The following is a 21,722-nucleotide window of genomic DNA, read 5'->3' on the forward strand; positions in this document are numbered from 1 at the left end:
TCTTTGGCGATTCTGACGCAAGTGTGGTACAATAAAAACATGAGAATTCAACAATTACACTATATTATCAAAATCGTCGAAACTGGCTCCATGAATGAAGCAGCCAAGCAACTCTTTATCACTCAGCCTAGTCTTTCCAATGCTGTGAGAGATTTGGAAAATGAAATGGGCATTGAGATCTTTATCCGCAATCCCAAGGGAATCACCTTGACCCGTGATGGGATGGAGTTTCTCTCTTACGCCCGTCAGGTTGTCGAGCAGACCCAGCTTCTAGAGGAACGCTATAAAAACCCTGTCGCCCACCGCGAACTCTTTAGCGTTTCGTCTCAACACTATGCCTTTGTGGTCAATGCCTTTGTCTCTCTGCTCAAGAAAAGCGATATGGAGAAATACGAGCTCTTCCTTCGTGAAACTCGTACTTGGGAGATTATCGACGACGTCAAGAACTTCCGTAGTGAGGTCGGTGTCCTCTTCTTAAACAGCTACAACCGTGATGTTTTAACCAAAATGCTGGATGACAACCACCTGCTGGCTCACCATCTCTTTACCGCCCAGCCCCATATCTTTGTCAGCAAGACCAATCCTCTGGCAAAGAAAGACAAGGTAAAACTGTCTGACTTGGAAAATTTCCCTTACCTTAGTTATGACCAAGGGACACACAACTCCTTCTACTTTTCAGAGGAAATTCTTTCTCAAGAACACCACAAAAAATCTATCGTGGTCAGTGACCGTGCTACCCTCTTTAATCTCTTGATTGGTTTAGATGGTTACACCATTGCGACAGGGATTTTGAACAGCAACCTCAACGGAGACAATATCGTTTCTATCCCACTGGATATTGATGACCCAATTGAGCTGGTCTATATCCAGCATGAGAAAACCAGCCTATCTAAGATGGGCGAACGCTTTATTGACTATCTACTAGAAGAAGTCCAATTTGATAGTTGAGAAAGGATAAGAACCAATATGTAGGCTAGCAATAACCTACACATTGGTTCTTTTTATTTATAATTAAAGATTCCCCCTGCCAACTTATCAGCTAGCTTGGGAAAGAGAGTATAAAACTTATGGGCTAGGTTCAACAAAATCGGGAGATTGAGTTCTCGTTTGTTTTTCCCTATAATCTTAACAATCTTTTTAGCCACTACATCTGCTTCTAGTAGGAAACGGTCAACCGATTTGAGATAGGTTCCATCTGGGTCCGCTTGGTCAAAAAATCCTGTACGGATAGGTCCTGGATTGACTGTTGTCACATAGACTCCATATGGCATAAGTTCGAGGCGCAGAGCATTTGAAAAACCAATGGCTGCAAACTTAGTGGCTGAGTAGAGACTAGACTTGCCAGTAGCAATCAAACCTGCCATGCTAACAATATTGATAATATGGCCTTTTCGACTTTCCTTCATTCGAGCCGCAAGGCGACGAGACAGATTCATTAGGGCAAAGGTATTGACCTCAAACATCTGGTGAATATCTTGGTCAGAAATCTGGTCAAATTCTTCAAAAATCCCGTAACCAGCATTGTTAATTAAGACATCAATCTTGCCATAGCGGAGATAGAGGTCTGTTACCAGAGTTTCTAAGGCTGAGTCATCGGTAATATCGATTTCAATCAATTCTGCATGGGGATGGTTTCCGTAGAGTTGGACTAATTTTTCCTTATTTCTACCAAGCAAGATGAGTTGGTCATTTGGCAAGAGTTTGACCATTTCTTGGGCTAGACCACCGCTAGCTCCTGTAATAAGAATAGTAGGCATACTTATCCTTTCCCAATCTTTTAGATTTCCACTTCTTCCAAGTCTTTGACCACATGGACATTTTCAAAAACACTAGCAGCGTCTTTTTTGAGCTTGCTGATATCCTTTGAGAGGAAACGGGCACTGATATGGTTGAGCAAGAGGCGTTTAGCACCTGCTTCTACTGCGACCTGCGCTGCCTGCATGTTGGTTGAGTGACCATGGTTACGAGCAATCTTTTCATCACCCTTGCCATAAGTAGATTCATGGACAAGGACATCAGCATTGACAGCTAGACGCACACTGGCATCCGTTTTTCGAGTGTCTCCTAAAATAGTGATAATTTTACCTGGACGGGGAGCTGAGATATAGTCTGTTGCCTTGATTTCAGTACCGTCTTCAAGAACAACGTCCTGACCGTTTTTGATTTTCCCAAAAAGCGGGCCAAATGGGACACCAGCAGACTTGAGTTTTTCAGCATCTAGCGTTCCTTCTAGGTCCTTTTGCATGACACGATAACCAACACAAAAAATAGTGTGGTCCAACTCTTCCGCATACACCGTGAATTTATCTGTTTCAAGAATTTTCCCTAGAGAATCTTGGTCAAATTCATGGAAATGAATCTTATAGGGCAGGCGTGAACCTGACACTCGTAGACTGGTCAATACAAAAGATTTGATGCCTTGAGGTCCATAGATTTCCAAATCTGTCTGCTCTTCATTGGCCTGAAAGGCACGACTAGAAAGGAAACCAGGCAAGCCAAAAATGTGGTCGCCATGCAGATGGGTGATAAAGATTTTGCTGACCTTACGTGGTCGAATCGTGGTCTCTAGAATGCGATTTTGCGTTCCTTCTCCACAGTCAAAGAGCCAAACTTCGTTAATCTCATCCAAAAGTTTCAGAGCGAGACTTGAAACATTGCGGGCTTTAGAGGGCTGACCAGCCCCCGTTCCTAAAAATTGAATATCCATTCGATACTTTCTAATTAATCAATATATAACATAGCTGTGCGGTTTTCCGATCGGAAATAGCGCTTGCCAGAAAAAGCTGTGGCTTCTTGCAGTAAATCCTCTTGGCTGTAGCCTTTAAGACGTTTGTGACCATCAGCCAAGCTTTCCAAATCAGTCAAAGCTGTCAGACTTTCCACGCTAACAACTTCCTCATCTACAACAGCCTTCATGTAAATCTTACCAGACTCTTCAAAGACCAGTTGATGGGGGAAAATTTGCGCAATTTCAAAAAGCAAGTCATCCGAAATTTTCTCTTCATTTTCAGAGAAAATCCGACCCAGTCCCTCACTCTCATAACAAAAACCAAAGGATTTACCAGACAGATTAAGACGAATAAAAGGTTTGTTTTCGAGAGTGAAACTTGGCTCAACATTGTAGAAATTCAGTTCCTGACTGAGTTCCGCAAAATAATCCGTCGCTGCTTCAGGACTCTTTTTCTGGTAGAGTTCTGCAAAGTAGGCATTGACCACGCTAGGTGGAGGAGTGATCAGTGCCAACTGCTCTTGCTCTGTTTTACCAGCTAGAAGTTGATCCAGATAGACCTTATCCAGACTTGTATAACCTCCATACTTTAGAGCTAAAGTTTTAATATCAGTCATAAAATTCTTCTAACCTCCATTTGTTTTTCTCAGAAATATAGCCTCTAATGACTTCTCCGTCCTCCTGATAATCACGTTCTTCCAAAATCGCAACACTTTCTAAATCATGAATCTTGTAGGACTTAGAAAAAGGCACGCGCAGAGTAAAAGATTCAAAAATATCCTTGATTTTCTCTAAAAATAGTGCCTGCAAATTCTCACGACTATCCTCAGCCTTGGCAGAAATGAGGGCATAAGGCGTTTGGGTCGGCGTAAAATCCTCCACCAAATCCGCTTTATTATAAAGGGTCAGGCGAGGAATATCCTCCATGTCCAAGTCTTTCATGATGGAAAGAACTGTTTTCTCATGTTCCTCGTGGTAAGGATTGCTGGCATCAATGACATGAACCAGAAGGTCCACATTCTTGCTTTCTTCCAAGGTTGATTTGAAACTAGACACCAACTCTGTCGGCAAATCTTGGATGAAGCCCACGGTATCTGTCAAAGTTACCTGAAGATTGCCCCCTAGATGAATACTCTTAGTCGTCGCATCCAGAGTCGCAAAGAGCTCGTCAGCCTCATACTGGGTCTTACTGGTCAAAGTGTTCATGATAGTTGATTTCCCAGCATTGGTGTAACCAATCAAACCAATCTTAAAGGTGCTAGACTCCAGACGTTTTTCTCTGACAGTCGCCCGATTCTTCTCAACCACCTTGAGCTGACGCTCTATATCTGTGATTTGATTGCGAACACTACGACGGTTCAGCTCCAGCTGGCTTTCACCAGGTCCACGGGAACCAATTCCCCCTGCCTGACGACTGAGCATAATACCTTGACCGACTAGACGAGGTAGGAGGTACTTGAGCTGAGCTAGGTGGACTTGAAGTTTGCCTTCATGGCTTCGAGCCCGCATGGCAAAGATATCCAAAATCAACTGCATACGGTCAATGACCTTGACACCCAAAACTTCCTCTATATTGACATTTTGCCGTGGAGTCAGACGGTTGTTAACGATGACAGTAGTAATCTCTTCTGCATCCACCATGAGCGCAATTTCTTCCAACTTACCAGAGCCGACAAAGGTCTTGGAGTCATACTTTTCACGTTTTTGTCTGTAGCTATCTACAACAACTGCCCCAGCTGTCTTAGCCAGACTGGCCAACTCTTCCATGGAGACGTCAAAATTATCCATGCCTTGTAGCTCAACACCAATTAGCAGGACTCGCTCCTCTTTTTTCTCCGTATCAATCATCTAAAAACTCCTCTATCTGGCTTAAAATGCGATCTTTTACACCAGACTCTCCGATCTGATAAAAGGTGACCTGCATGCGATTACGGAACCAGGTCAGCTGACGCTTGGCAAAACGACGGGTAGCCTGTTTGAGACTCTCACTGGCTTCTTCCAAGGTCTGCTCTCCGCGAAAATAGGGGAAGAGTTCCTTGTAACCAATTCCTTTAGCAGCCTGCACATCTGGATAATGGTCAAAGAGCCACTTAGCCTCATCCAAAAGCCCAGCCTCAAACATCAGGTCCACTCTGTTATTGATACGCTCATATAATTGACTGCGCTCATCATCCAAGCAGATAATCAATGGTTCATACAAGGTCTCTTGATTTTCCAAATTCTGACCAAAATGGGCAATTTCCAAGGCACGCATCGCACGACGACGATTAAACTGGGGAATTTCAAGACCTGCTTGGTCCACAAGATGAGCTAATTCCTCATCTGTATAAGGCTCTAAACTAGCTCGATAGTCCAAAATCTCCTCATGGGGGGTCTCTCCACCCAGATGGTAGCCTTCTAACAAGCTCTGGATATAAAGCCCAGTTCCACCAGCGATAATGGCTAGCTTACCACGGCTGTGAATATCTTCAATAGCCATCTTAGCTTCTGAAACAAAATCAAAAGCCGAGTAAGACTCGGTTACCTCTCTAACATCGATTAAATGATGGGGAACAGCTGCCTGCTCTTCTGGACTAGCCTTAGCCGTCCCAATATCAAGTCCTCGATAGACTTGCTGGCTATCTCCACTAACCACTTCGCCATTAAAACGCTTGGCCACTTCAATGGCAAGGGCTGTTTTTCCAACAGCAGTCGGTCCAACAATCACAATTATTTTTGTTTTCATCTTTTTTCCTTGAAAAATTCCCATTTTTTCGTTACTATTATTATAACACAAAAAGGTCAGTCAGAAAAATGTGACCTCTTGAGGAGGCTGGCTGATTGAGAATATAAAGGAGGAAGACTCATGGCTAAAGGATTCGCTAAAGGTCTTGTAACAGGTGTCGCAGGAACTGTCGCTGCACTTGCAGGTGCAGTATACGCATTTAAAAAGAAAGTAATCGAACCAGAAGAGCAAAAAGCAGCTTTCATCGAAGAAAACCGTAAAAAAGCAGCTCGTCGTCGCGTATCACGTTAAGCAACAAAAGAAGTTGGGATTTATTTCTCAACTTCTTTTTCCTATTCTTTTAAATAGCTAAGTCAAACTTCAACTGCGGCTTAACAGGGTCATAATCCACCAACTCAAAATCTTCTGCTTTAATATCAAAGAAATTGGTCCCATCTGGAACATTCAAGACCAAACGTGGTTGACAGTTTGAAGGCTCACGACGAAGCAATTCCTGAGCTTGTTCAAATTGATTGTCATAGATATGGAGGTTGTTGATGAAGTAGAAGAACTTCCCAACCTTCCAGCCAAAATGCTTGGCAATCATCATTTGAAGAGCCACATACTGCATAGCATTGATGTGGTGGGCCACCAGCATATCATTCGAGCGCTGGGTCAAAGTCGCATCCAGATAGATTTCCCCATCTACACGACGGACATCAAACATGGTCTGAAAGGCGCATGGAAGAAGGCCGTCTGTCTCCTCAAAAGCTTGGTAATCCCAAAGGGAGATGATATTGCGACGGTTCCAAGGGTTAACTTCCAACTGTTTGAGAAGCTTGTTGATGATGTCGTGTTTCTTAACAACAGCCCCATAGCGCTCACCAATGGTTCCTGTATCTCCCACTTCCCAGTCATTCCAATAATGAACATTGTACTTGTCATTAAGCACTTCTAGGCTGTTGGACTGGTCTTGGTAAATCCAGAGCAATTCCTTGATGGCGGATTTGATGGCAATGGGACGCAAGGTCGTGATGGGGAATTCCCCTTTTGCCAAGTCATACTCGGCAAAAGCACCCGTTACATACTTAGAGTTAGCCACTGTTCCATCCTTGTACTTAGGACGAGCTTGCTCGGAAAACACACCCTCATTCAAGATTCGCTCGATATTTTCTTTAAAAATCGTGTCTGCTTTTGTCATTTACTCTCACCTCAATTATTGTCTTAACTAGTATAGCATAAAAAAAGAAAGGAGGAAAATCACTCGCTTACAGAAAGCAATTTTCTCCTTTTTATGTTTATTTATTGCAAGACAAGTGATGCAGCACCAATCACTCCAGCATCATTTCCTAGAGTTGCAAGAGCCAATTTAGTTGTTGTGCGTACTTGTGGGAAGGTATTTTCGTCGTAAACCTTTTGAACACCTTGTAGAAGGAATTCTCCTGCAGCTGACACACCGCCACCGATAACAATTGTTGATGGGTTTAGGATCGAGCCAATGTTGGCACATGCAATACCCAAGTAACGTGAGAAGTTACGGTAAACGATCAAGGCAAGATCGTCTCCTTCTTTTGCAAGGTCAAAGACAGTCTTAGCAGTTACTTCTTCTCCATTATCAATCAAGCGTTTCAAGGCTGCATCGCCTTCGTATTCATCGGCATAACGACGAGTCAAGTTGACAATACCTGTTGCTGAAGCAACTGTCTCAAGGCAACCTTTCTTACCGCAAGTACATGCGATTGGTTGGTCAAAATCAACAGTGATGTGGCCAAGCTCACCTGCTGCACCAGCCACACCGTGAAGCAATTTGCCTTCTGCGACGATACCACCACCAACACCTGTACCAAGTGTCATAAAGACAACGTCTGGTTGGTTATCACCAGCCCCCATCCAGCGCTCACCAAGAGCTGCCACGTTAGCATCATTATCGATGAAGAATGGAATGCCCAAGGCTTTTTCCATTTTTTCTTTGATTGGTTGAAGGGTTTTCCAGTTTAGGTTGTAGGCACCAATAACTGTTCCTTTTTCACGGTCAACCACACCTGGTGATCCCATTCCAATACCTTGGAAGTCTGCTGCTGCCAATCCAAGCAAGTCCAAACGATGTTGAATAGACTCAATCATATCATCAACGATATGACTTCCCTCATCCAAAATATTAGTCTTGATAGACCATTTTTCTTGGATTTCTCCTGCTGTTGTCAAGATTGCAAATTTGATAGAAGTTCCACCAAGGTCAATCCCAATAATCTTTTGACTCATCATATTCTCCTTTTTCATTATGAATTAATTGAAAATGCTTACAGTATTAGTATAACAAAAACTAATCGTTTATGCAAAGGTTTGCATTAACTTTCTAGATTTTATTCCAACTTATGGTTTCCAGAGACCTGAGGCATCTACATAGTAGCGACCTCCATCAACTCGCTCATTTTTAGCCATTTTGCCATCTGATTTCAAATAGTAGTTTCCTTGCCATGCATTGCGAGCATAAGAACCATCTGATTTCAAGTAATACCAGGCTTGATAAGAAGAGTCATAAACCCACTCACCTTGTGCCATTTTACCGTGTGACTTAAGGTAGTAAGCTCCTTGCCATGCATTCTTTGCATAAGAACCATCTGATTTCAAATAATACCAAGCTTGATAAGAAGAGTCATAAATCCATTCGCTCTGTGCCATTTTACCATCGGCTTTAAGGTAATAGCTTCCCTGCCAAGCATTTTTCACTAGATTTCCATTTCCATTAAAATAGTACCAAGCACCGTTCTGCTTAACCCAACCACTTGCTGTGGATGAATTTGTATCAGTTTGAGTTGTAGCCGCTTGTTTTGCTTTAAAAGCACCCTTAGGAGCACTTTTCAATTCGCAAGCCACACCATCATGATCACGGTCTAACTTGGCAGAATATCCTGGTTCTCCCTCGTGAATATCCGAGTATCCATTCGCCCAAGCTTCCTTACAACTAGAAAAATGAACGTTTTCTTCTGCTAACACAGGTTGTGAAAACAAGGCTAAAGCTGGCAGGGTAGCCAGACTCATTTTTAAAAATAGACGTTTGTTCATTTCTTTCTCCCATAATTATGATATCGTTTTCAATATTATTTTATCAAACTTATTTCAGCAATTCAAGAGTCTTTGTAAGCCTATCCTTCGTTTTATTCCGAACTTCTTTCCAACTCTCTGCTGACTGCCCTAACCCGTGTAAAAATATCAGTTTCACCTAGTTTTCCTCAAGTCTTAATTCATACAAACCTCTCACTGCATTACAGCCGTAAATAGCTTCCGCTCGGGCTAAGTCTTTTAAAGTCAAGACTTTCTCTTCTACCTGTCCTGTTTCCAGCAAGTGCTGACGATAAATTCCTGGTAAGATACCAAGTCTGATAGGCGGTGTGTAGAGTTTACCAGAGATTTTCAAAACCAAATTTCCGATAGAGGTTTCAAGCAGTTCTCCTGACTTATTGTGGTAAATCTTCTCTTGTTCCCCTAGGTTCAAATGCGGTCTGTGAGTGGTTTTGAAGTAGGTAAAGGCTTGCTGCAAATTGGCTTCCTGAAGGCAGAGTTGGACCTGACAAAAGCTTGTACTAAGGGGTGTTAATACTTGGCGATCGACTTCTATCTCTCCAGACTTGCTGAGAGAAATTCGCAAGCGGTAATCTTGATTAGCATCACAAGCCTGACACTCTTCCTCTATCTTTTGTCTTAAGTCTTCTGCATCAAAAGGAAAGGCAAAATATCGACTAGCTTTTCTCAGCCTTTCTATATGTTGATTCTCAAACAACAAGTTCTTCTGGCTGATTTTCCCTGTAGTAATCAGTTTGAAACGAGCTTGTTTACGATAAAGAACGGCTGCCTTTTGATGAACCTCGCGGTATTCAGATTCCCAAGTGCTATCCCATGTAATGCCTCCGCCAACTCCATAGATGGCTTTCCCTTGATACAGTTGAATGGTCCGAATGGCGACATTGAAAATCCGTCGTCCATTTGGAAGCAAGAGACCAATGGTTCCACAGTAGACTCCACGCGGTTGTGGTTCCAAGTCCTTAATGATTTCCATAGTCGCAATTTTCGGTGCGCCCGTTATGGAACCACAAGGAAAGAGAGAGCGAAAAATGGTAACCAAATCCACATCCTCTCGCAACTGACTCTTGATGGTCGAAGTCATCTGCCAGACAGTCGAATATTGCTCCACTTGACACAAACGCTCCACATGCTCACTTCCCACTTCAGAAATACGGTTCATATCGTTGCGCAAGAGGTCCACAATCATCATATTTTCAGAGCGATTTTTGGGATCCTGCTCTAACCAACTGGCCTGCTCCAAGTCTTCTTGGTCAGTCATGCCACGCTGAGTCGTTCCCTTCATTGGTCGCGTTGTCAACTCACGGTCATTTTGCTCAAAAAAGAGTTCTGGACTCATGGAAATCACTGCCATCTCGTCATGTTCAACATAGGCATTGTAGCCCGCCTCCTGCTCTACCACCATGCGATTGTAGATGGCAAAAGGATTAGCGCTTAAATCTTGCTTGAGTTGGACGGTATAGTTGACCTGATAGGTGTCTCCCTGCCGCAAATGATGGTGAATCTGAGCAATAGCCTTTTCATAGTTTGCTGCAGACGTTACTTCCTGCCAATCAGACGGCAAATTAACCTCGTCATAAATCAGAGGAATAAGGGATGTTTCCACCCTATCATGAACAGTAAAGTAAAGCAAATACTCGTCCAATAAAGGAGCCTTGTGAACTGCTAATTTCTCCTCAAAAGCAGGTGCAGCCTCGTAGCTGACATAGCCCACCACATAGTAGCCCTGCTCTTGGTAGCTTTCCACTTGTGCCAATAAGGCTGTTACTTCTGCTACATTTCTCGTTTTCAACTCTTTAATGGGCTGGGTAAAGATGTATCTCTCCCCCAAAGCCCTAAAATCAATCACTGTTTTTCTATGCATACCTTAAGTATAGCACAAAATAAGAAAACCCTCATCCGCAAAGCAGATGAGAGAGTTCAATTATTTAAAGATTGAAGTTTTAAAGCTGTTTGTTTGTTGAAGAAGTTTCTTGAAGAGCTTCTCTTTAAGTGATACGGTATTATCAAATTTAACTGAGCCATTATTAAGAGTTGCTTTATCTTTATCAACAGCTGCAGCAAATGCTTGTTTTAATTCATCGTAACTATTATAAGTTGTTCCATCGATTTCAACAGCATTAAATCCTGCTTTAGCCTTATCAACAACTTCTTTGAAGTATGCTTTCTTCCAATCTTCTAGAGTATTAAATTTACCATCAGAAACTTTCTTAATGATAAAGTCATCACCTAGAGTAGCATGACCAGCTTTTTTAGACTCATTTTTCAACATGTTAGAAGCATAATTTAGGAAGCCTTTCTCATATCCAAAGTAACCCCACATACGGAAGGTGTTATGTTTGAATGACATTGCTCCTGGAGCTCCTTCACTTGTATTACCACCATAGATACCAGCAGTGATAGGCACCGTTACATAGGCAGAGCCAAATCCAGTTGGGTCATAAGTACCATTACCAGGACCGTGCTTGGTCATGAAATTCTTGTCTACTAGATCGTTAACAGAAGTTAAGTTATATTCTTTTTCTTCTGCATTCAAATCACGAACCTCATCATACTGGTTCTTCGTATTAGCGTTACGTAATTTTTTATCCACTTTCTTGAACCAAGCACTATTTAAGGCTTTATCCTGTTTATCAAGAACGGCTTCACCTTCAAGGTAGTCAAGAAGCATGAGCGTATCATTGAAACCTTTCATGTAATGATCGATTTCAGCGCGAGAAGTGAGGTCGTTTGGATTAGTGTTATACCATTGATTTCCATCATTTGGACGTTCGTAGGCCATGTTCAATCCTAGTGCTTTAAAGTCACCGTTTGGACTTGTTTCAGCAGGTGATTGTAACATACCTTGTGCGAATGCCTCTAAATCAGTTCCTTCACGGTGTCTTGAACCACCTAAGTAAACCATACGGTCGTTTACGTGAGTCGTTTCGTGAGTAAATGCAGAGATACCAAAGTCACTAATCATATTGGTAACCATGAAGAAAACTGAATCATCTTTATAAGGATTACCGTAGATACGAGCTACAGCTCCCATACGCCAGTCAGTAGCATGGTAACGACCTGTTGGTCCGTACAATTCACGAACTGGAGCGACATCTTTACCGCTGTTAGTGTGACCGTATTTGTCAGTACCTTCTGGATAGTTTTGGTTATCTAGTACTGGTGTTGGTACCATGTTGTTGCTCTTAAGCAGTTGGTTACGAACTTTATCTAATGATAAACGAGACCAGAAGTCTAGATAATTTTGTTGAGCTTTTGCTACTTTATCGATTTCTTTCTTGAATGCTTCACGCTCTGCTGCTGTGTTCTTACCATATTTCTCAAATGAACTGTAAGCCATAGTGTTATATGTTGAGATTAAGAACATGTGAGCATCTTTTAAGTTAAGAAGTGGCAGAATCATCTTACCGTGAACATCATTATTTAATCCTTCGTATGCTCTGTGTTTCTTATCGGCAAATTCAGGAGTTGTTGTTTTTGGTTCAACGACATATACATTATCTTTAGTTGCTTTTATGAACCAATCGTTTAAGTCAGTATCACTTGTGAATAGACGCATGTTATAGTCTAAGAAACTGTTTAACTCACCTATACCGATAGTTCCACCGATAGTTTCGCGATAAGCTTCTAAAGTTCTATCACCTTTAATGTTACTTTCTTTAGAACCAATCTTAATCAAGAAGTCTAACACATTAACATTCTTACCGTAGAAATCAGGTTTGAATAGCATTAATTCTTTAATGTTAAAATCATCGAATTTAACGCCGTAGTAACGGTTGAGGTAAGACAAACCAAGAAGAACTGCTGCTTTGTTGTCATCGATTTTCTTAATCAAGGCACGTTTAGCGGCTTCATCTGTGTTAAGCTGGTGATCTTCATTTTCTACTAACTTCGTAACGAATTTAGTAAGATTATCTTTCACATACTTGAAGCTTTCTTCTAGGTACAAGTCCTTAATTGCATTGACTTTGTTACCACCAGTTCTACCCAAGTGTTGATAAATCGGGTCAGATTGCAATTCAACAGGGCTTAATTTGCTTTCGATAGCGCTGATTAAATCTGCACGATCTTTAACCACCATATTTGGTGTATAAACAACTTCACCAAGCTCAGCGACACTGTATTCTTTCACTTGTTTAACTTTAGATTCTTTCGGTGAAATTGTAAAGATGTCTTTTGTCTTATCTGCGTAGTGGACAAAAATATGGTCCGCATCTGTAAGGTCTGTGACAAAGGCATTGCCTTTCATCGCCGTAACAGACAAGACTTCTTTAGTCATTAATGGACTATTAGCTGCAAGCTTGTTCCCTTGGTTGACGATCCATTCTTTGTTATAGAATGGTTGAAGTTTTTCGATGTTACGGTAAGCAAGCTCACGAGATGCATCGTAGTCTTGAGTATCTTTGTAAGTGTCAGATTTTGGTTTTACATTATTTAGTGTGTCTGAAACAAGAGGATTGATAACATAATCATTAGCTGTAATTCCTAAAGTTGCAATTTTCTGGTCAGCTTCTTCTTGAGAAACTTCTTTAATTCGGTTAGAAACAGAGAATTTAAATGAACGCTTACCTGTACTTACATCTTTCACGATGAAGTTACGTTCTAATGCGTTATTTGAGAAATATCCACCATCTTCGTCAATATCTTTAGATCCATAGAACACTTCACCATTTTCAACTTTCATCATAGATACAGAGTCAGCAACTTTACCCCATGCCCAGTTTTTACTGATGAATCCACCTGTTTCAACAGGATCTTTTACTTTAATAGTTCCTTTTGTAACAGCATTACGTACAGCTCCGTATTTTCCGATTCCGTTAGGGTCGCCACTGTTGTCCGTTCTAGCAACAAGACCACCGATACGAGCTTTATTAGCTACCATATTAGCTTCTACATAAGCTTTATCTATATTACCTTTCCAAAGTTCTCCGGCAATTCCACCGAAATCCCAACCTCTGTTACCAACACCAGTAAGATTACCGATGAATGCAACATTTGTTAATTGAGCTCCAGTATCGCCTTTATTAATAATACCAGCAATTCCATCTCTACCGAGGATACTACCAGTTACTTTAATGTTTTCAACCGTAGCATTTTTGACAGTTCTAGCAAGAGCAGAAATATTGTCAATCCAAGGCATATTAATATCAACATTAGCCAAGTTAACATCTTTAACTGAACCACCTTCAATACCACCAAATAATTGACGAGACATATTGTGGATTGAATAACGTTGCCCGTCAACACTTGATAACTTACCTTTAAATGTACCAGGAACATACTCTTTATTTGGAGTTGGTACATTGGCTGCATTTAGATCTGCACCAAGTTTAAACTCACCGCTAGGATTAGCTTTCATATCTTTTACAAGCTCGTTGAAGTTGTAGTAAACATTACCTTCTTTGGCTTTTTGTTTTTCAAAGTAATGAACATACTCTTCGCTAAGTGTGTTTTCAGCATTACGTTGAATCAAATCAGGTGCTTTGGCAGTGACTTTGTATAAAGTTTTTCCGTCTTTTTCTACTTCTTCAATCTTGTCAACTGCAAGTCTTGTAACTTTGTTGTCGTGAGTTGTCACTCGTAGGTAAAGCGGAGCAACATCAGCTGGTTTTTCTGTCAGCAAACTAGTATCTGTTTCGTTACCGTCAGCGTCCACACTCATCAAGCTTGTTTCTTTGATGTTTTTTATTTCGACTTTTTTGAGGTCAATTCTTAGAGGTTCTTCTTTCAGAACTTCTTCCTCATCACCCTCACCACGGTCATAAACCATCTTAGTTTCAAGTTTATAATCCTTGTAGTACTGCAAATCTGTCAGGCTAGCTGTCAAGTTGTCAGGTGAAACACTCAAGGTTTTCACAATCTCATCACCTTTTTTCAGAGTTAGGGTGATAGATTTAATGGCCGCCTTACTTGGATTTTCTAGACTGTATTTAACATCTGAAGTACGCTTCAAATCTTTAGGTTCAACTGCTGTGATGGTCAATACTGGTTTTTCAAAACTCTTTGTACCACGTTTCAAAATTTTGTCTTGAGGTGCCTCAATGATTTCCTCTGTAACTTTTGGAGCGTCCTCTGTTTTAACTCCTTTGATGGTATTAAAGGTCTTGGTGATTTTTTTCTGACCTTCTTTCCCTTCTTGAGCTACAACTTCTAAGCCTTTTTTCAGTTGGTCATCTTCTTTAATAACTTCCTTAAATGGAATCTTTTCCAGACTTTCTTCTACAAGAGTTCCTTCAATTGGTTTTGTCCCACGACTTACCTGTTGGTCAACAGGTTCCTTGGTGACTTCTGTGCTAGTTGAAAGAACTTGATCAGTTTTAACACCTTCTATTGTTTTATAAGTTGTTTTAGTAACTTGACTTCCTTTTTCACCATTTCTTACGACAGTTTCTTCGTCCGTATACTTGGTTGGATCCTCAATCGTTTCAGTTTTGTAGTCTAAGTCTGTAGTTGATGTTTCAACAAGGGTTCCCTCAGTTACTTTATACTCAGGTAACTGTTCTTGTACAAGAGCTTGTCCTTCTTTACCTGCCTCTTGAGTTCCTTTAGACTCTACTGTAGCCTCTGGTAATTCGGGTTGGGTTAAGGACTGGCCTGCTTTGCCTTCCTCTTGTGTACCTTTGACCTCTACCGTAGCTTCTGGTAATGCAGGTTGGGTTAAAGATTGACCTTCCTTACCTGTTTCTTGAGTACCTTTGGCCTCTACCCTAGCTTCTGGCAATTCTGGTTGCGTTAAGGACTGACCTTCCTTGTCTGCCTCTTGGGTTCCTTTTACTGCGACTGTAGCTTCTGGCAATTCTGGTTGCGTTAAGGATTGGCCTTCCTTGCCTTCCTCTTGAGTGCCTTTGGCCTCTACCCTAGCTTCTGGCAATTCTGGTTGCGTTAAGGACTGACCTTCCTTGCCTGCCTCTTGGGTTCCTTTTACTGCGACTGTAGCTTCTGGCAATTCTGGTTGCGTTAAGGACTGACCTTCCTTGCCTGCCTCTTGGGTTCCTTTTACTGCGACTGTAGCTTCTGGCAATTCTGGTTGCGTTAAGGACTGACCTTCCTTACCTGCCTCTTGGGTACCTTTAGCCTCTACCCTAGCTTCTGGCAATTCTGGTTGCGTTAAGGATTGACCTTCCTTACCTGCCTCTTGGGTGCCTTTAGCCTCTACCCTAGCTTCTGGCAATTCTGGTTGCGTTAAGGACTGACCTTCCTTGCCTGTTTCTTGAGTGCCTTTGGCATCTACTGGAGCTTCTGGTAAGGCCGGTTGGATTAAAGAGTGACCTGCTTTTCCTTCTTCTTGGGTTCCTTTGGCATCTACTGGAGCTTCTGGTAAGGCCGGTTGCGTTAAGGCTTGGCCTGCTTTGCCTTCCTCTTGGGTTCCTTTTGCTTCGATTGGAGCCTCTGGTAAGCTTGGTTGCGTTAAAGATTGACCTTCCTTACCTTCCTCTTGCGTCCCTTTAGCTACTTGATGAGTTGGTTCAGCTTGTGGGTTTGGAGTAGGTTGCACCTCTTTCTTCGTTCCGACTGCAATAACCTGCGAAACAGGTTTTTGAACCACTTGGTCTTCGATGACTTCTCTAACTTCCTGACCATTAACCATCGATACTTTGGTTACAAGGCGACGCTTACCATTTACTCCAGCTGTGACGATACGAGTCTGTCCTTCTGCTAGATTCGCATCTAGGCTTGTGATCGTTTCAAACGGAATCTCCACCAAGCTCTCTTCCTGTCTAGTCTGAGGCTTCTCAGATGAAGCTGGTTTTGATGGATGGAGTTCTGCTTCCTTAAAGTAGCCAATGTATTCATAGCCATCAATATGGATAATCCCTTCAGCCAAACCTTCATGTGTAGAGGCTGAAATAGTTTGGTTATAAGAAAGTAATTCTTTATTTTCAAATGCAAATGTCCCGTAAGGTACAAAGGTGCTAGCTCCTAAAGAACCAATCAAAAGAACACCTAGAACCTCTTTGCGACCTTTTTTGGACACCAAAAAGACTGCTAGCGAGGCTGTTGCCAAACCAAGACCTGCCAAAGCTAGTTCCTTACTTCCTGTATAGGGAAGTTGTTGACTGGTAGTCGCCTTCTTACGATAAACTACATAAAGAATATCATCATCTTGAAATTCTGTAGGAACTTCATGGTGAATCAGGGCTTTTTCAGACTCGGTCAATTCCTGCTCCGCCAAATAACGGTAATGAACGCTATGAGCACCGCCAACTTCATTGGCTTGCACCTTATCCACTAAAAGGGGACTAGCACCAAAAAGGAAGGCCCCGATGGCTACAGGACCTACCCCAACAGTTAGTTTACGAATCGAATATTTGGTAATCTTTTCTAGTTGTTGTTTTGTTTTTCTCATTTTCACGACTTTCTAATAGAATCTTGCGGATAGTGCGCACGCGCACCTCCAATTAATTTTGGACGACTAGCCAACGCCGTTACGTGGGCATGACCAATCTCTCTCAAAAGAGGGCGAATCGGAACCTGAACATGCTTAACATGCATGCCAATTGCAGTGTCTCCGATATCCAATCCAGCATGAGCCTTGATAAATTCAACCTCAACTGGATCCTTCATAAACTTGAAGGCTGCCAACTGACCCGAACCTCCTGCATGAAGGGTAGGAAGGACACTGACGATTTCCAGACCAAACTGCTCTGCAACCTGACGTTCAACAACGAGAGCCCTATTGACATGTTCACAGCCTTGAACGGCTAGATGAATTCCTTTTTCCTCTAGGATATCTAGGATGGTCTTCACAATGATTTCGCCAATTTCTTGGCTGGATTCCTTGCCAATCTGACCACCTATCACCTCACTAGAAGAAAGGCCCAAAACAAAGATTGATCCCTGCTTCAAATTGGTCTTTTCTAATACATCTTTTACAATCTGGCTTGTTTCTCTTTGAATGTCTTTTTCCTTCATATTTGATACCTCTTTTGTCACTATCTATCATATCGTTTTTTCTGGTTTTTAGCAAGATGGACAACCTAGAAAGCTTGCCCAATTACGCATAAAACTCCCAGAATGAACTGGGAGTTAGCTAGTTTCTATTCTATTTATGTATATTTCAACCGTCGTCCCTTTTTTGGGGACAGAATCGATCTTCATTTGGTAATCTTCTCCAAAATGAAGTTTGAGCCGTTGGTCAACATTTTGAAGACCAACTCCTCCACGTTTAAGTTGACTTTGACTACTATCGCCCGCAGCTTGGAAACCAACGCCATCATCCTCAATGCGGATGATCAATCCTGAATCCTGTTTCTGGACAGTAATTTTAATATGACCCTGACCGTCTTTCTCCTTGATGCCATGGTAAAGAGCATTTTCTACAAGGGGTTGTAGGACCAGCTTGGGCAATACTAGATTATCAAAGGCAGGATTCTCCTCAATCTCATATTCCAGCTTATCTCCGTAACGTTGTTTCTGGATAAAGAGATATTGACGGACATGATTGATTTCGTCAGACAGGGAAATCAAGTCCTTACCTTGATTGAGCGCCAAGCGGAAATAGGTTGCCAAGGACTTGGTCACCTGCACCACTCGCTGACTGTCCTGAAATTCAGCCATCCAGATGATGGTATCCAAGGTATTATAGAGGAAATGGGGGTTAATCTGGCTCGACAGTGCTTGAAGTTGGTACTGACGGGTCGCTTCTTCCTGCCTGCGAATATCTGCCATGAGCTGATCAACCTGATCCAACATGGCATTGAACTGGCGAGTCACCTCTCTCAGTTCATAGGCACCAGCTTCCTTGGCACGAAGATTCTGATTACCAAAAGCAATTTCCAGCATGGTTTCTCTCAAATCCTTCAAAGGGGCAATCCAGCGTTTGAGACTGAACCAAACCAAGCAGAGACAGGCAAGAAGAGATGTGACACTGGCTCCAAGCAAGGTCCACATGAGTTGACTCCGAACCTGGTCTAACTTTTCCAATGATGACACGCCAAGCACCGTCCAATCAGTTCCTGCAATCTTTTCCTGACTGACGTAGGATTGATGGTCTAGCGTATAGCCCTGCCCCGTTTCAATATAGGGTTTCATGGCCTCCATTTCGCTAACTGAGCTATAGACTGTATGTTTAGGATGATAGACAAATTCATGGTTTTCATTGATGATAAAGGCAAAGCCCTGCTGACCTAACTGGAGTTGATTGAGATAGGCTTCCAAAGTTTCATAAGAAATATCCAAACGAAGCACACCCAGATTGGCTCCCTTTGCATCAAGAAGTTCCTGAGTAACAGAAATGACCCACTGACTGTCCGATTTACGAGCTGGGGTCAAAACTGGCTTAGCCCCCTGATGAATGGCCTTTTGGTACCAATCCTCAGCCATCATATCAGAGGAAGTTTTCATCTGTACAGTGTCATCAGTAGAAATGACCTGACCAGATTTGGTTACCAGTACCACCGTTTTCAAGTCCTTATCTGCCTTTAAGATGGTCAAAAACAGATTTTGGATTCCCTCAATCTTGTCTTGACTAGGATTCTCAGCATAGGCTAGGACATCCGTCTGCTGGGTCAAACTGGTCGAGGTGGTTTCTAATTTTTTGATATAAGACTGGATAAAGTGGCTAGTTTGGCTGATAGTCGTTTGACTATCGCCTTCAATGGTTGCCTCAATGGCTGATGAACTAGATCGATAATAGAAAGTCCCAACCAGAGCGAGGAGAATGAGAAAAACTAGAAAGATGGAAATAACCATTCTGACTAGGAGAGAAGAACGATTCATCAACCTTCTCCCTTCTTAAACTGACGAGGTGTCACACCCGCAATCTGTTTAAAGCGTTGGGTAAAGTAATTCATATCTTCAAAGCCAACCTTTTCTGCTATCTCGTAAATCTTCAGGTCTGTAGTTAAAAGCAAGAGCTTGGCTTGTTTGACACGTTCTCTCACCAGATAATCCTGAAAAGGCAGGCCCAACTCTTTCTTAATCAAAGAACTCAGATAAGTCGGACTAAAGCCCAAGTCACTGGCTAAAGACTTTAAACTAAATTGGCTATCAGCTAGATGAGACTGGATTTTCTGGGCTATGTTTCCTTCAAACTTATCAGTTAGTAAATCTTGTAACTGTTCTTCTTTCTCTTCCTTGTCCAATTTTTGCTTGATTTTCCCCAACATTTCCTCAATATCCTTACGAGAAAAGGGTTTGAGCAGGTAGTCATCCACACCGAGTTTGACAGCAGAAAGGGCATAATCAAAATCATCGTAACCTGTCAAAAAAACTAGATGAACCTGAGGATAGGTTTCTCGGACCAGACTGGCCAACTGGATGCCATTTAGCTGGGGCATGTTGATATCGGTTAAAACAATGTCTGGCACCTGCTTTTGAATCAGCTCCCAAGCCTGCCTTCCATTTTCAGCCTGACCGATGATTTCCATATCGTAGGCTGCTACATTGACCAGCTTGGTCAAGCCTTGTCTTACCAGATATTCATCTTCTACGATTAAGATTGTGTAGGTCATGCTCTGCTCCTTTGTCACTTACTAGTATCAGTATAGCAAAATTCTCCTCTAACTGCTTAGGAAAGGTTACTTAATCGACATAATCTAGTAAATAAGCATAGCCTTTTTCTTCCATTTGGTCTTTAGGAATAAAGCGGATGGAAAGACTATTGATACAGTAGCGCAAGCCCCCCTTGTCCTGTGGTCCATCCGTAAAGACATGGCCAAGGTGAGAATCTCCAACTCGGCTCCGCACTTCCATGCGCGTCATATTGTAGGACTTATCTTCCTTGTAGGTGGCAACATCTGGGCTGATGGGCTGGGTGAAACTAGGCCAACCACAACCAGACTCAAACTTGTCCTTTGATGAAAAGAGGGGTTCGCCAGTTGCTACATCCACATAGATACCAGATTCAAATTTATCCCAGTAGCGATTTGAAAAAGCTCGTTCTGTTTGATTTTTCTGGGTAACTGCATACTCCTCAGGTGACAGGGTCTTTTTCAATTCTTCATCACTTGGTTTGGGATATTTGCTGGCATCAATGACGGGATAGGCCGCCTGATTGACATTGATATGACAGTAGCCATTTGGATTTTTCTTGAGGTAGTCTTGGTGGTAATCCTCTGCCACTACAAAATTCTTCAAAGCCTCCTTTTCAACTGCTAGAGGTTGATTGTATTTCTTAGCCACCTCATCAAAGACTTGGTTAATCACCTCTAAATCCTTGTCATCTGTGTAATAAACGCCGGTACGATACTGGGTCCCCACATCATTTCCTTGTTTATTTTTGCTGGTTGGATTGATAATGCGGAAATAGTGAAGCAGGATTTCCTTGAGGGAAATTTGCTTGGCATCATAGGTGACATGAACAGTCTCCGCATGACCTGTTTGGTTAATCAATTCGTACTTGGTTGTTTCCCCTCTACCATTTGCATAGCCTGATACGGCATCTGTTACTCCAGGCACGCGTGAGAAATACTCCTCAACTCCCCAGAAACATCCCCCAGCTAGATAAATTTCGTGCAAGTCTGCATCTTTACTAATTTCTGTTTTTTTCACTGTTTTTCCTCCTTGGCTAACTGACGCTTTCTCAATTTGCGAGCTATCTGTCTGCCCTGCATTTCGCATCAATAGAAAATAGAAACCGGTTATGGCTAGGAAAAAGATTCCTGCCAAGACAAACAATTTTACTTTATCATTCATGACCTTTCTCTACCCCATTTCTTTCAATGTTTTTAAAATCATATCCTTATCCATAAAACCAGGTTGCGTTTTGACCAGCTTGCCTTCCTTGTCTATAAAGGCTTGAGTTGGGTAAGAACGGACACCATAACTTTCCAAGAGTTTACCTGATGGATCAATTAGGACTGGGAAATTTTTATAATCCAAGCCCTTGTACCAGTTCTTAAATTCTGCTTCAGCTTGTTCCCCCTTGTGTTCAGGAGACACTACTGTCAAAACTACATAGTCATCACCAGCATCCTTAGCAATTTCATCTGTATCTGGAAGACTGGCTAGACAGATGGAACACCAAGAAGCCCAGAATTTGAGATAGACTTTCTTACCCTTGTAATCAGATAAACGGTAAGTCTTGCCATCTACTCCCGTTAGTTCAAAATCAGCAACTGCCTGACCTTTAGTCGCAGTTTGCGAACTAACTTGTTCTGTTTTTGTTTGCTCCTTCATAGTAGATTCGTCTGACATATTTTTAGCCGAACAGGCTGCCAAACAACAGATTGAGCCTACTCCAAGTAGACATGTTTGCCATTTTTTCAT

Annotated in this window: 16 protein-coding genes and 2 pseudogenes; 2 read left to right on the forward strand and 16 right to left on the reverse strand. The window is 42.1% G+C overall.

All coding sequences use genetic code 11. From position 1 onward, the window contains the following. Positions 1–39: 39 nt before the first annotated feature. Positions 40–948 (forward strand): LysR family transcriptional regulator, encoded by a 909-nt coding sequence (locus FJR77_RS02555; RefSeq protein WP_001222592.1) that lies wholly within the window; start codon positions 40–42, stop codon positions 946–948. Between the two features lie 53 nt (positions 949–1,001). Here FJR77_RS02555 and FJR77_RS02560 read toward each other — a convergent pair whose 3' ends face one another. The 5 genes from FJR77_RS02560 to miaA are packed head-to-tail and all read right to left on the reverse strand — an operon-like array spanning position 1,002 to position 5,453. Beyond that, positions 1,002–1,757 carry an SDR family NAD(P)-dependent oxidoreductase gene (locus tag FJR77_RS02560; protein ID WP_140833122.1) on the reverse strand — a complete coding sequence of 252 codons (756 nt, stop codon included), beginning with the start codon at positions 1,755–1,757 and terminating at the stop codon, positions 1,002–1,004. A gap of 20 nt (positions 1,758–1,777) precedes the next feature. Next, complete coding sequence (gene rnz, locus FJR77_RS02565; protein ID WP_140833120.1) at positions 1,778–2,707, reverse strand: ribonuclease Z; 930 nt, start codon at positions 2,705–2,707, stop codon at positions 1,778–1,780. 14 nt (positions 2,708–2,721) lie between these two features. Then, the gene (locus tag FJR77_RS02570) at positions 2,722–3,345 is read right to left on the reverse strand and encodes a cystathionine beta-lyase (protein WP_140833118.1); all 624 of its coding nucleotides are present in this window, start codon (positions 3,343–3,345) and stop codon (positions 2,722–2,724) included. Then, positions 3,338–4,576: a GTPase HflX gene (gene hflX, locus FJR77_RS02575; protein WP_140833116.1), complete on the reverse strand. Its 1,239-nt coding sequence runs from the start codon at positions 4,574–4,576 to the stop codon at positions 3,338–3,340. Before hflX ends, FJR77_RS02570 begins: the two co-directional genes overlap by 8 nt. Beyond that, entirely contained in the window at positions 4,569–5,453 is an 885-nt protein-coding gene (gene miaA / locus FJR77_RS02580) for a tRNA (adenosine(37)-N6)-dimethylallyltransferase MiaA (protein ID WP_140833114.1), read from the reverse strand. Before miaA ends, hflX begins: the two co-directional genes overlap by 8 nt. Before the next feature lie 120 nt (positions 5,454–5,573). Here miaA and FJR77_RS02585 point away from each other — a divergent pair, with 120 nt between their 5' ends. Then, a complete protein-coding gene (locus tag FJR77_RS02585; RefSeq protein ID WP_001051777.1) occupies positions 5,574–5,744 on the forward strand; it encodes a DUF3042 family protein in 171 nt (56 codons plus the stop codon). Positions 5,745–5,793: 49 nt separating this feature from the next. On the opposite strand, the gene FJR77_RS02590 is transcribed toward FJR77_RS02585, so the two are convergent. The 11 genes and pseudogenes from FJR77_RS02590 to FJR77_RS02640 all read right to left on the reverse strand — a co-directional run bounded on the left by FJR77_RS02590 (position 5,794) and on the right by FJR77_RS02640 (position 21,722). Beyond that, entirely contained in the window at positions 5,794–6,633 is an 840-nt protein-coding gene (locus FJR77_RS02590; RefSeq protein WP_140833112.1) for a thymidylate synthase, read from the reverse strand. A 101-nt stretch (positions 6,634–6,734) separates the two neighbouring features. Then, complete coding sequence (locus FJR77_RS02595) at positions 6,735–7,694, reverse strand: ROK family glucokinase (protein ID WP_140833110.1); 960 nt, start codon at positions 7,692–7,694, stop codon at positions 6,735–6,737. Between the two features lie 117 nt (positions 7,695–7,811). Beyond that, positions 7,812–8,498 (reverse strand): annotated as a pseudogene (locus FJR77_RS02600) (excalibur calcium-binding domain-containing protein); the annotation flags it as partial. Between the two features lie 58 nt (positions 8,499–8,556). Next, positions 8,557–8,655: pseudogene (locus FJR77_RS10255) on the reverse strand (alpha/beta fold hydrolase); the annotation flags it as partial. Further along, the gene (gene pabB / locus FJR77_RS02610) at positions 8,656–10,377 is read right to left on the reverse strand and encodes an aminodeoxychorismate synthase component I (protein ID WP_061759161.1); all 1,722 of its coding nucleotides are present in this window, start codon (positions 10,375–10,377) and stop codon (positions 8,656–8,658) included. A 60-nt stretch (positions 10,378–10,437) separates the two neighbouring features. Further along, positions 10,438–16,860 carry a ZmpA/ZmpB/ZmpC family metallo-endopeptidase gene (locus tag FJR77_RS02615; protein ID WP_140833108.1) on the reverse strand — a complete coding sequence of 2,141 codons (6,423 nt, stop codon included), beginning with the start codon at positions 16,858–16,860 and terminating at the stop codon, positions 10,438–10,440. 2 nt (positions 16,861–16,862) lie between these two features. After that, entirely contained in the window at positions 16,863–17,426 is a 564-nt protein-coding gene (locus tag FJR77_RS02620; RefSeq protein ID WP_061759378.1) for a TIGR01440 family protein, read from the reverse strand. Positions 17,427–17,540: 114 nt separating this feature from the next. After that, a complete protein-coding gene (locus FJR77_RS02625; RefSeq protein WP_140833106.1) occupies positions 17,541–19,232 on the reverse strand; it encodes a cache domain-containing sensor histidine kinase in 1,692 nt (563 codons plus the stop codon). Continuing rightward, positions 19,232–19,966 (reverse strand): response regulator transcription factor, encoded by a 735-nt coding sequence (locus FJR77_RS02630; RefSeq protein WP_140833104.1) that lies wholly within the window; start codon positions 19,964–19,966, stop codon positions 19,232–19,234. The genes FJR77_RS02625 and FJR77_RS02630 overlap by 1 nt, the downstream gene beginning before the upstream one ends. A gap of 70 nt (positions 19,967–20,036) precedes the next feature. Continuing rightward, on the reverse strand, positions 20,037–21,149 hold the full coding sequence (gene msrB / locus FJR77_RS02635) for a peptide-methionine (R)-S-oxide reductase MsrB (protein WP_140833102.1): 1,113 nt from the start codon (positions 21,147–21,149) through the stop codon (positions 20,037–20,039). A gap of 9 nt (positions 21,150–21,158) precedes the next feature. Further along, entirely contained in the window at positions 21,159–21,722 is a 564-nt protein-coding gene (locus FJR77_RS02640) for a redoxin family protein (protein WP_140833100.1), read from the reverse strand.

This window comes from Streptococcus shenyangsis, assembly GCF_006385785.1.
Classification (GTDB): Bacteria; Bacillota; Bacilli; order Lactobacillales; family Streptococcaceae; genus Streptococcus; species Streptococcus shenyangsis.

Coding starts and splice junctions, on each gene's coding strand:
- miaA (WP_140833114.1), bottom strand. CDS start 5,453: ATGAAAACAAAAATAATTGTGATTGTTGGACCGACTGCTGTTGGAAAA.
- FJR77_RS02560 (WP_140833122.1), bottom strand. CDS start 1,757: ATGCCTACTATTCTTATTACAGGAGCTAGCGGTGGTCTAGCCCAAGAA.
- FJR77_RS02640 (WP_140833100.1), bottom strand. CDS start 21,722: ATGAAAAAATGGCAAACATGTCTACTTGGAGTAGGCTCAATCTGTTGT.
- FJR77_RS02615 (WP_140833108.1), bottom strand. CDS start 16,860: ATGAGAAAAACAAAACAACAACTAGAAAAGATTACCAAATATTCGATT.
- FJR77_RS02620 (WP_061759378.1), bottom strand. CDS start 17,426: ATGAAGGAAAAAGACATTCAAAGAGAAACAAGCCAGATTGTAAAAGAT.
- rnz (WP_140833120.1), bottom strand. CDS start 2,707: ATGGATATTCAATTTTTAGGAACGGGGGCTGGTCAGCCCTCTAAAGCC.
- FJR77_RS02570 (WP_140833118.1), bottom strand. CDS start 3,345: ATGACTGATATTAAAACTTTAGCTCTAAAGTATGGAGGTTATACAAGT.
- FJR77_RS02585 (WP_001051777.1), top strand. CDS start 5,574: ATGGCTAAAGGATTCGCTAAAGGTCTTGTAACAGGTGTCGCAGGAACT.
- FJR77_RS02555 (WP_001222592.1), top strand. CDS start 40: ATGAGAATTCAACAATTACACTATATTATCAAAATCGTCGAAACTGGC.
- FJR77_RS02595 (WP_140833110.1), bottom strand. CDS start 7,694: ATGAGTCAAAAGATTATTGGGATTGACCTTGGTGGAACTTCTATCAAA.
- pabB (WP_061759161.1), bottom strand. CDS start 10,377: ATGCATAGAAAAACAGTGATTGATTTTAGGGCTTTGGGGGAGAGATAC.
- hflX (WP_140833116.1), bottom strand. CDS start 4,576: ATGATTGATACGGAGAAAAAAGAGGAGCGAGTCCTGCTAATTGGTGTT.
- FJR77_RS02630 (WP_140833104.1), bottom strand. CDS start 19,966: ATGACCTACACAATCTTAATCGTAGAAGATGAATATCTGGTAAGACAA.
- msrB (WP_140833102.1), bottom strand. CDS start 21,149: ATGAATGATAAAGTAAAATTGTTTGTCTTGGCAGGAATCTTTTTCCTA.
- FJR77_RS02625 (WP_140833106.1), bottom strand. CDS start 19,232: ATGAATCGTTCTTCTCTCCTAGTCAGAATGGTTATTTCCATCTTTCTA.
- FJR77_RS02590 (WP_140833112.1), bottom strand. CDS start 6,633: ATGACAAAAGCAGACACGATTTTTAAAGAAAATATCGAGCGAATCTTG.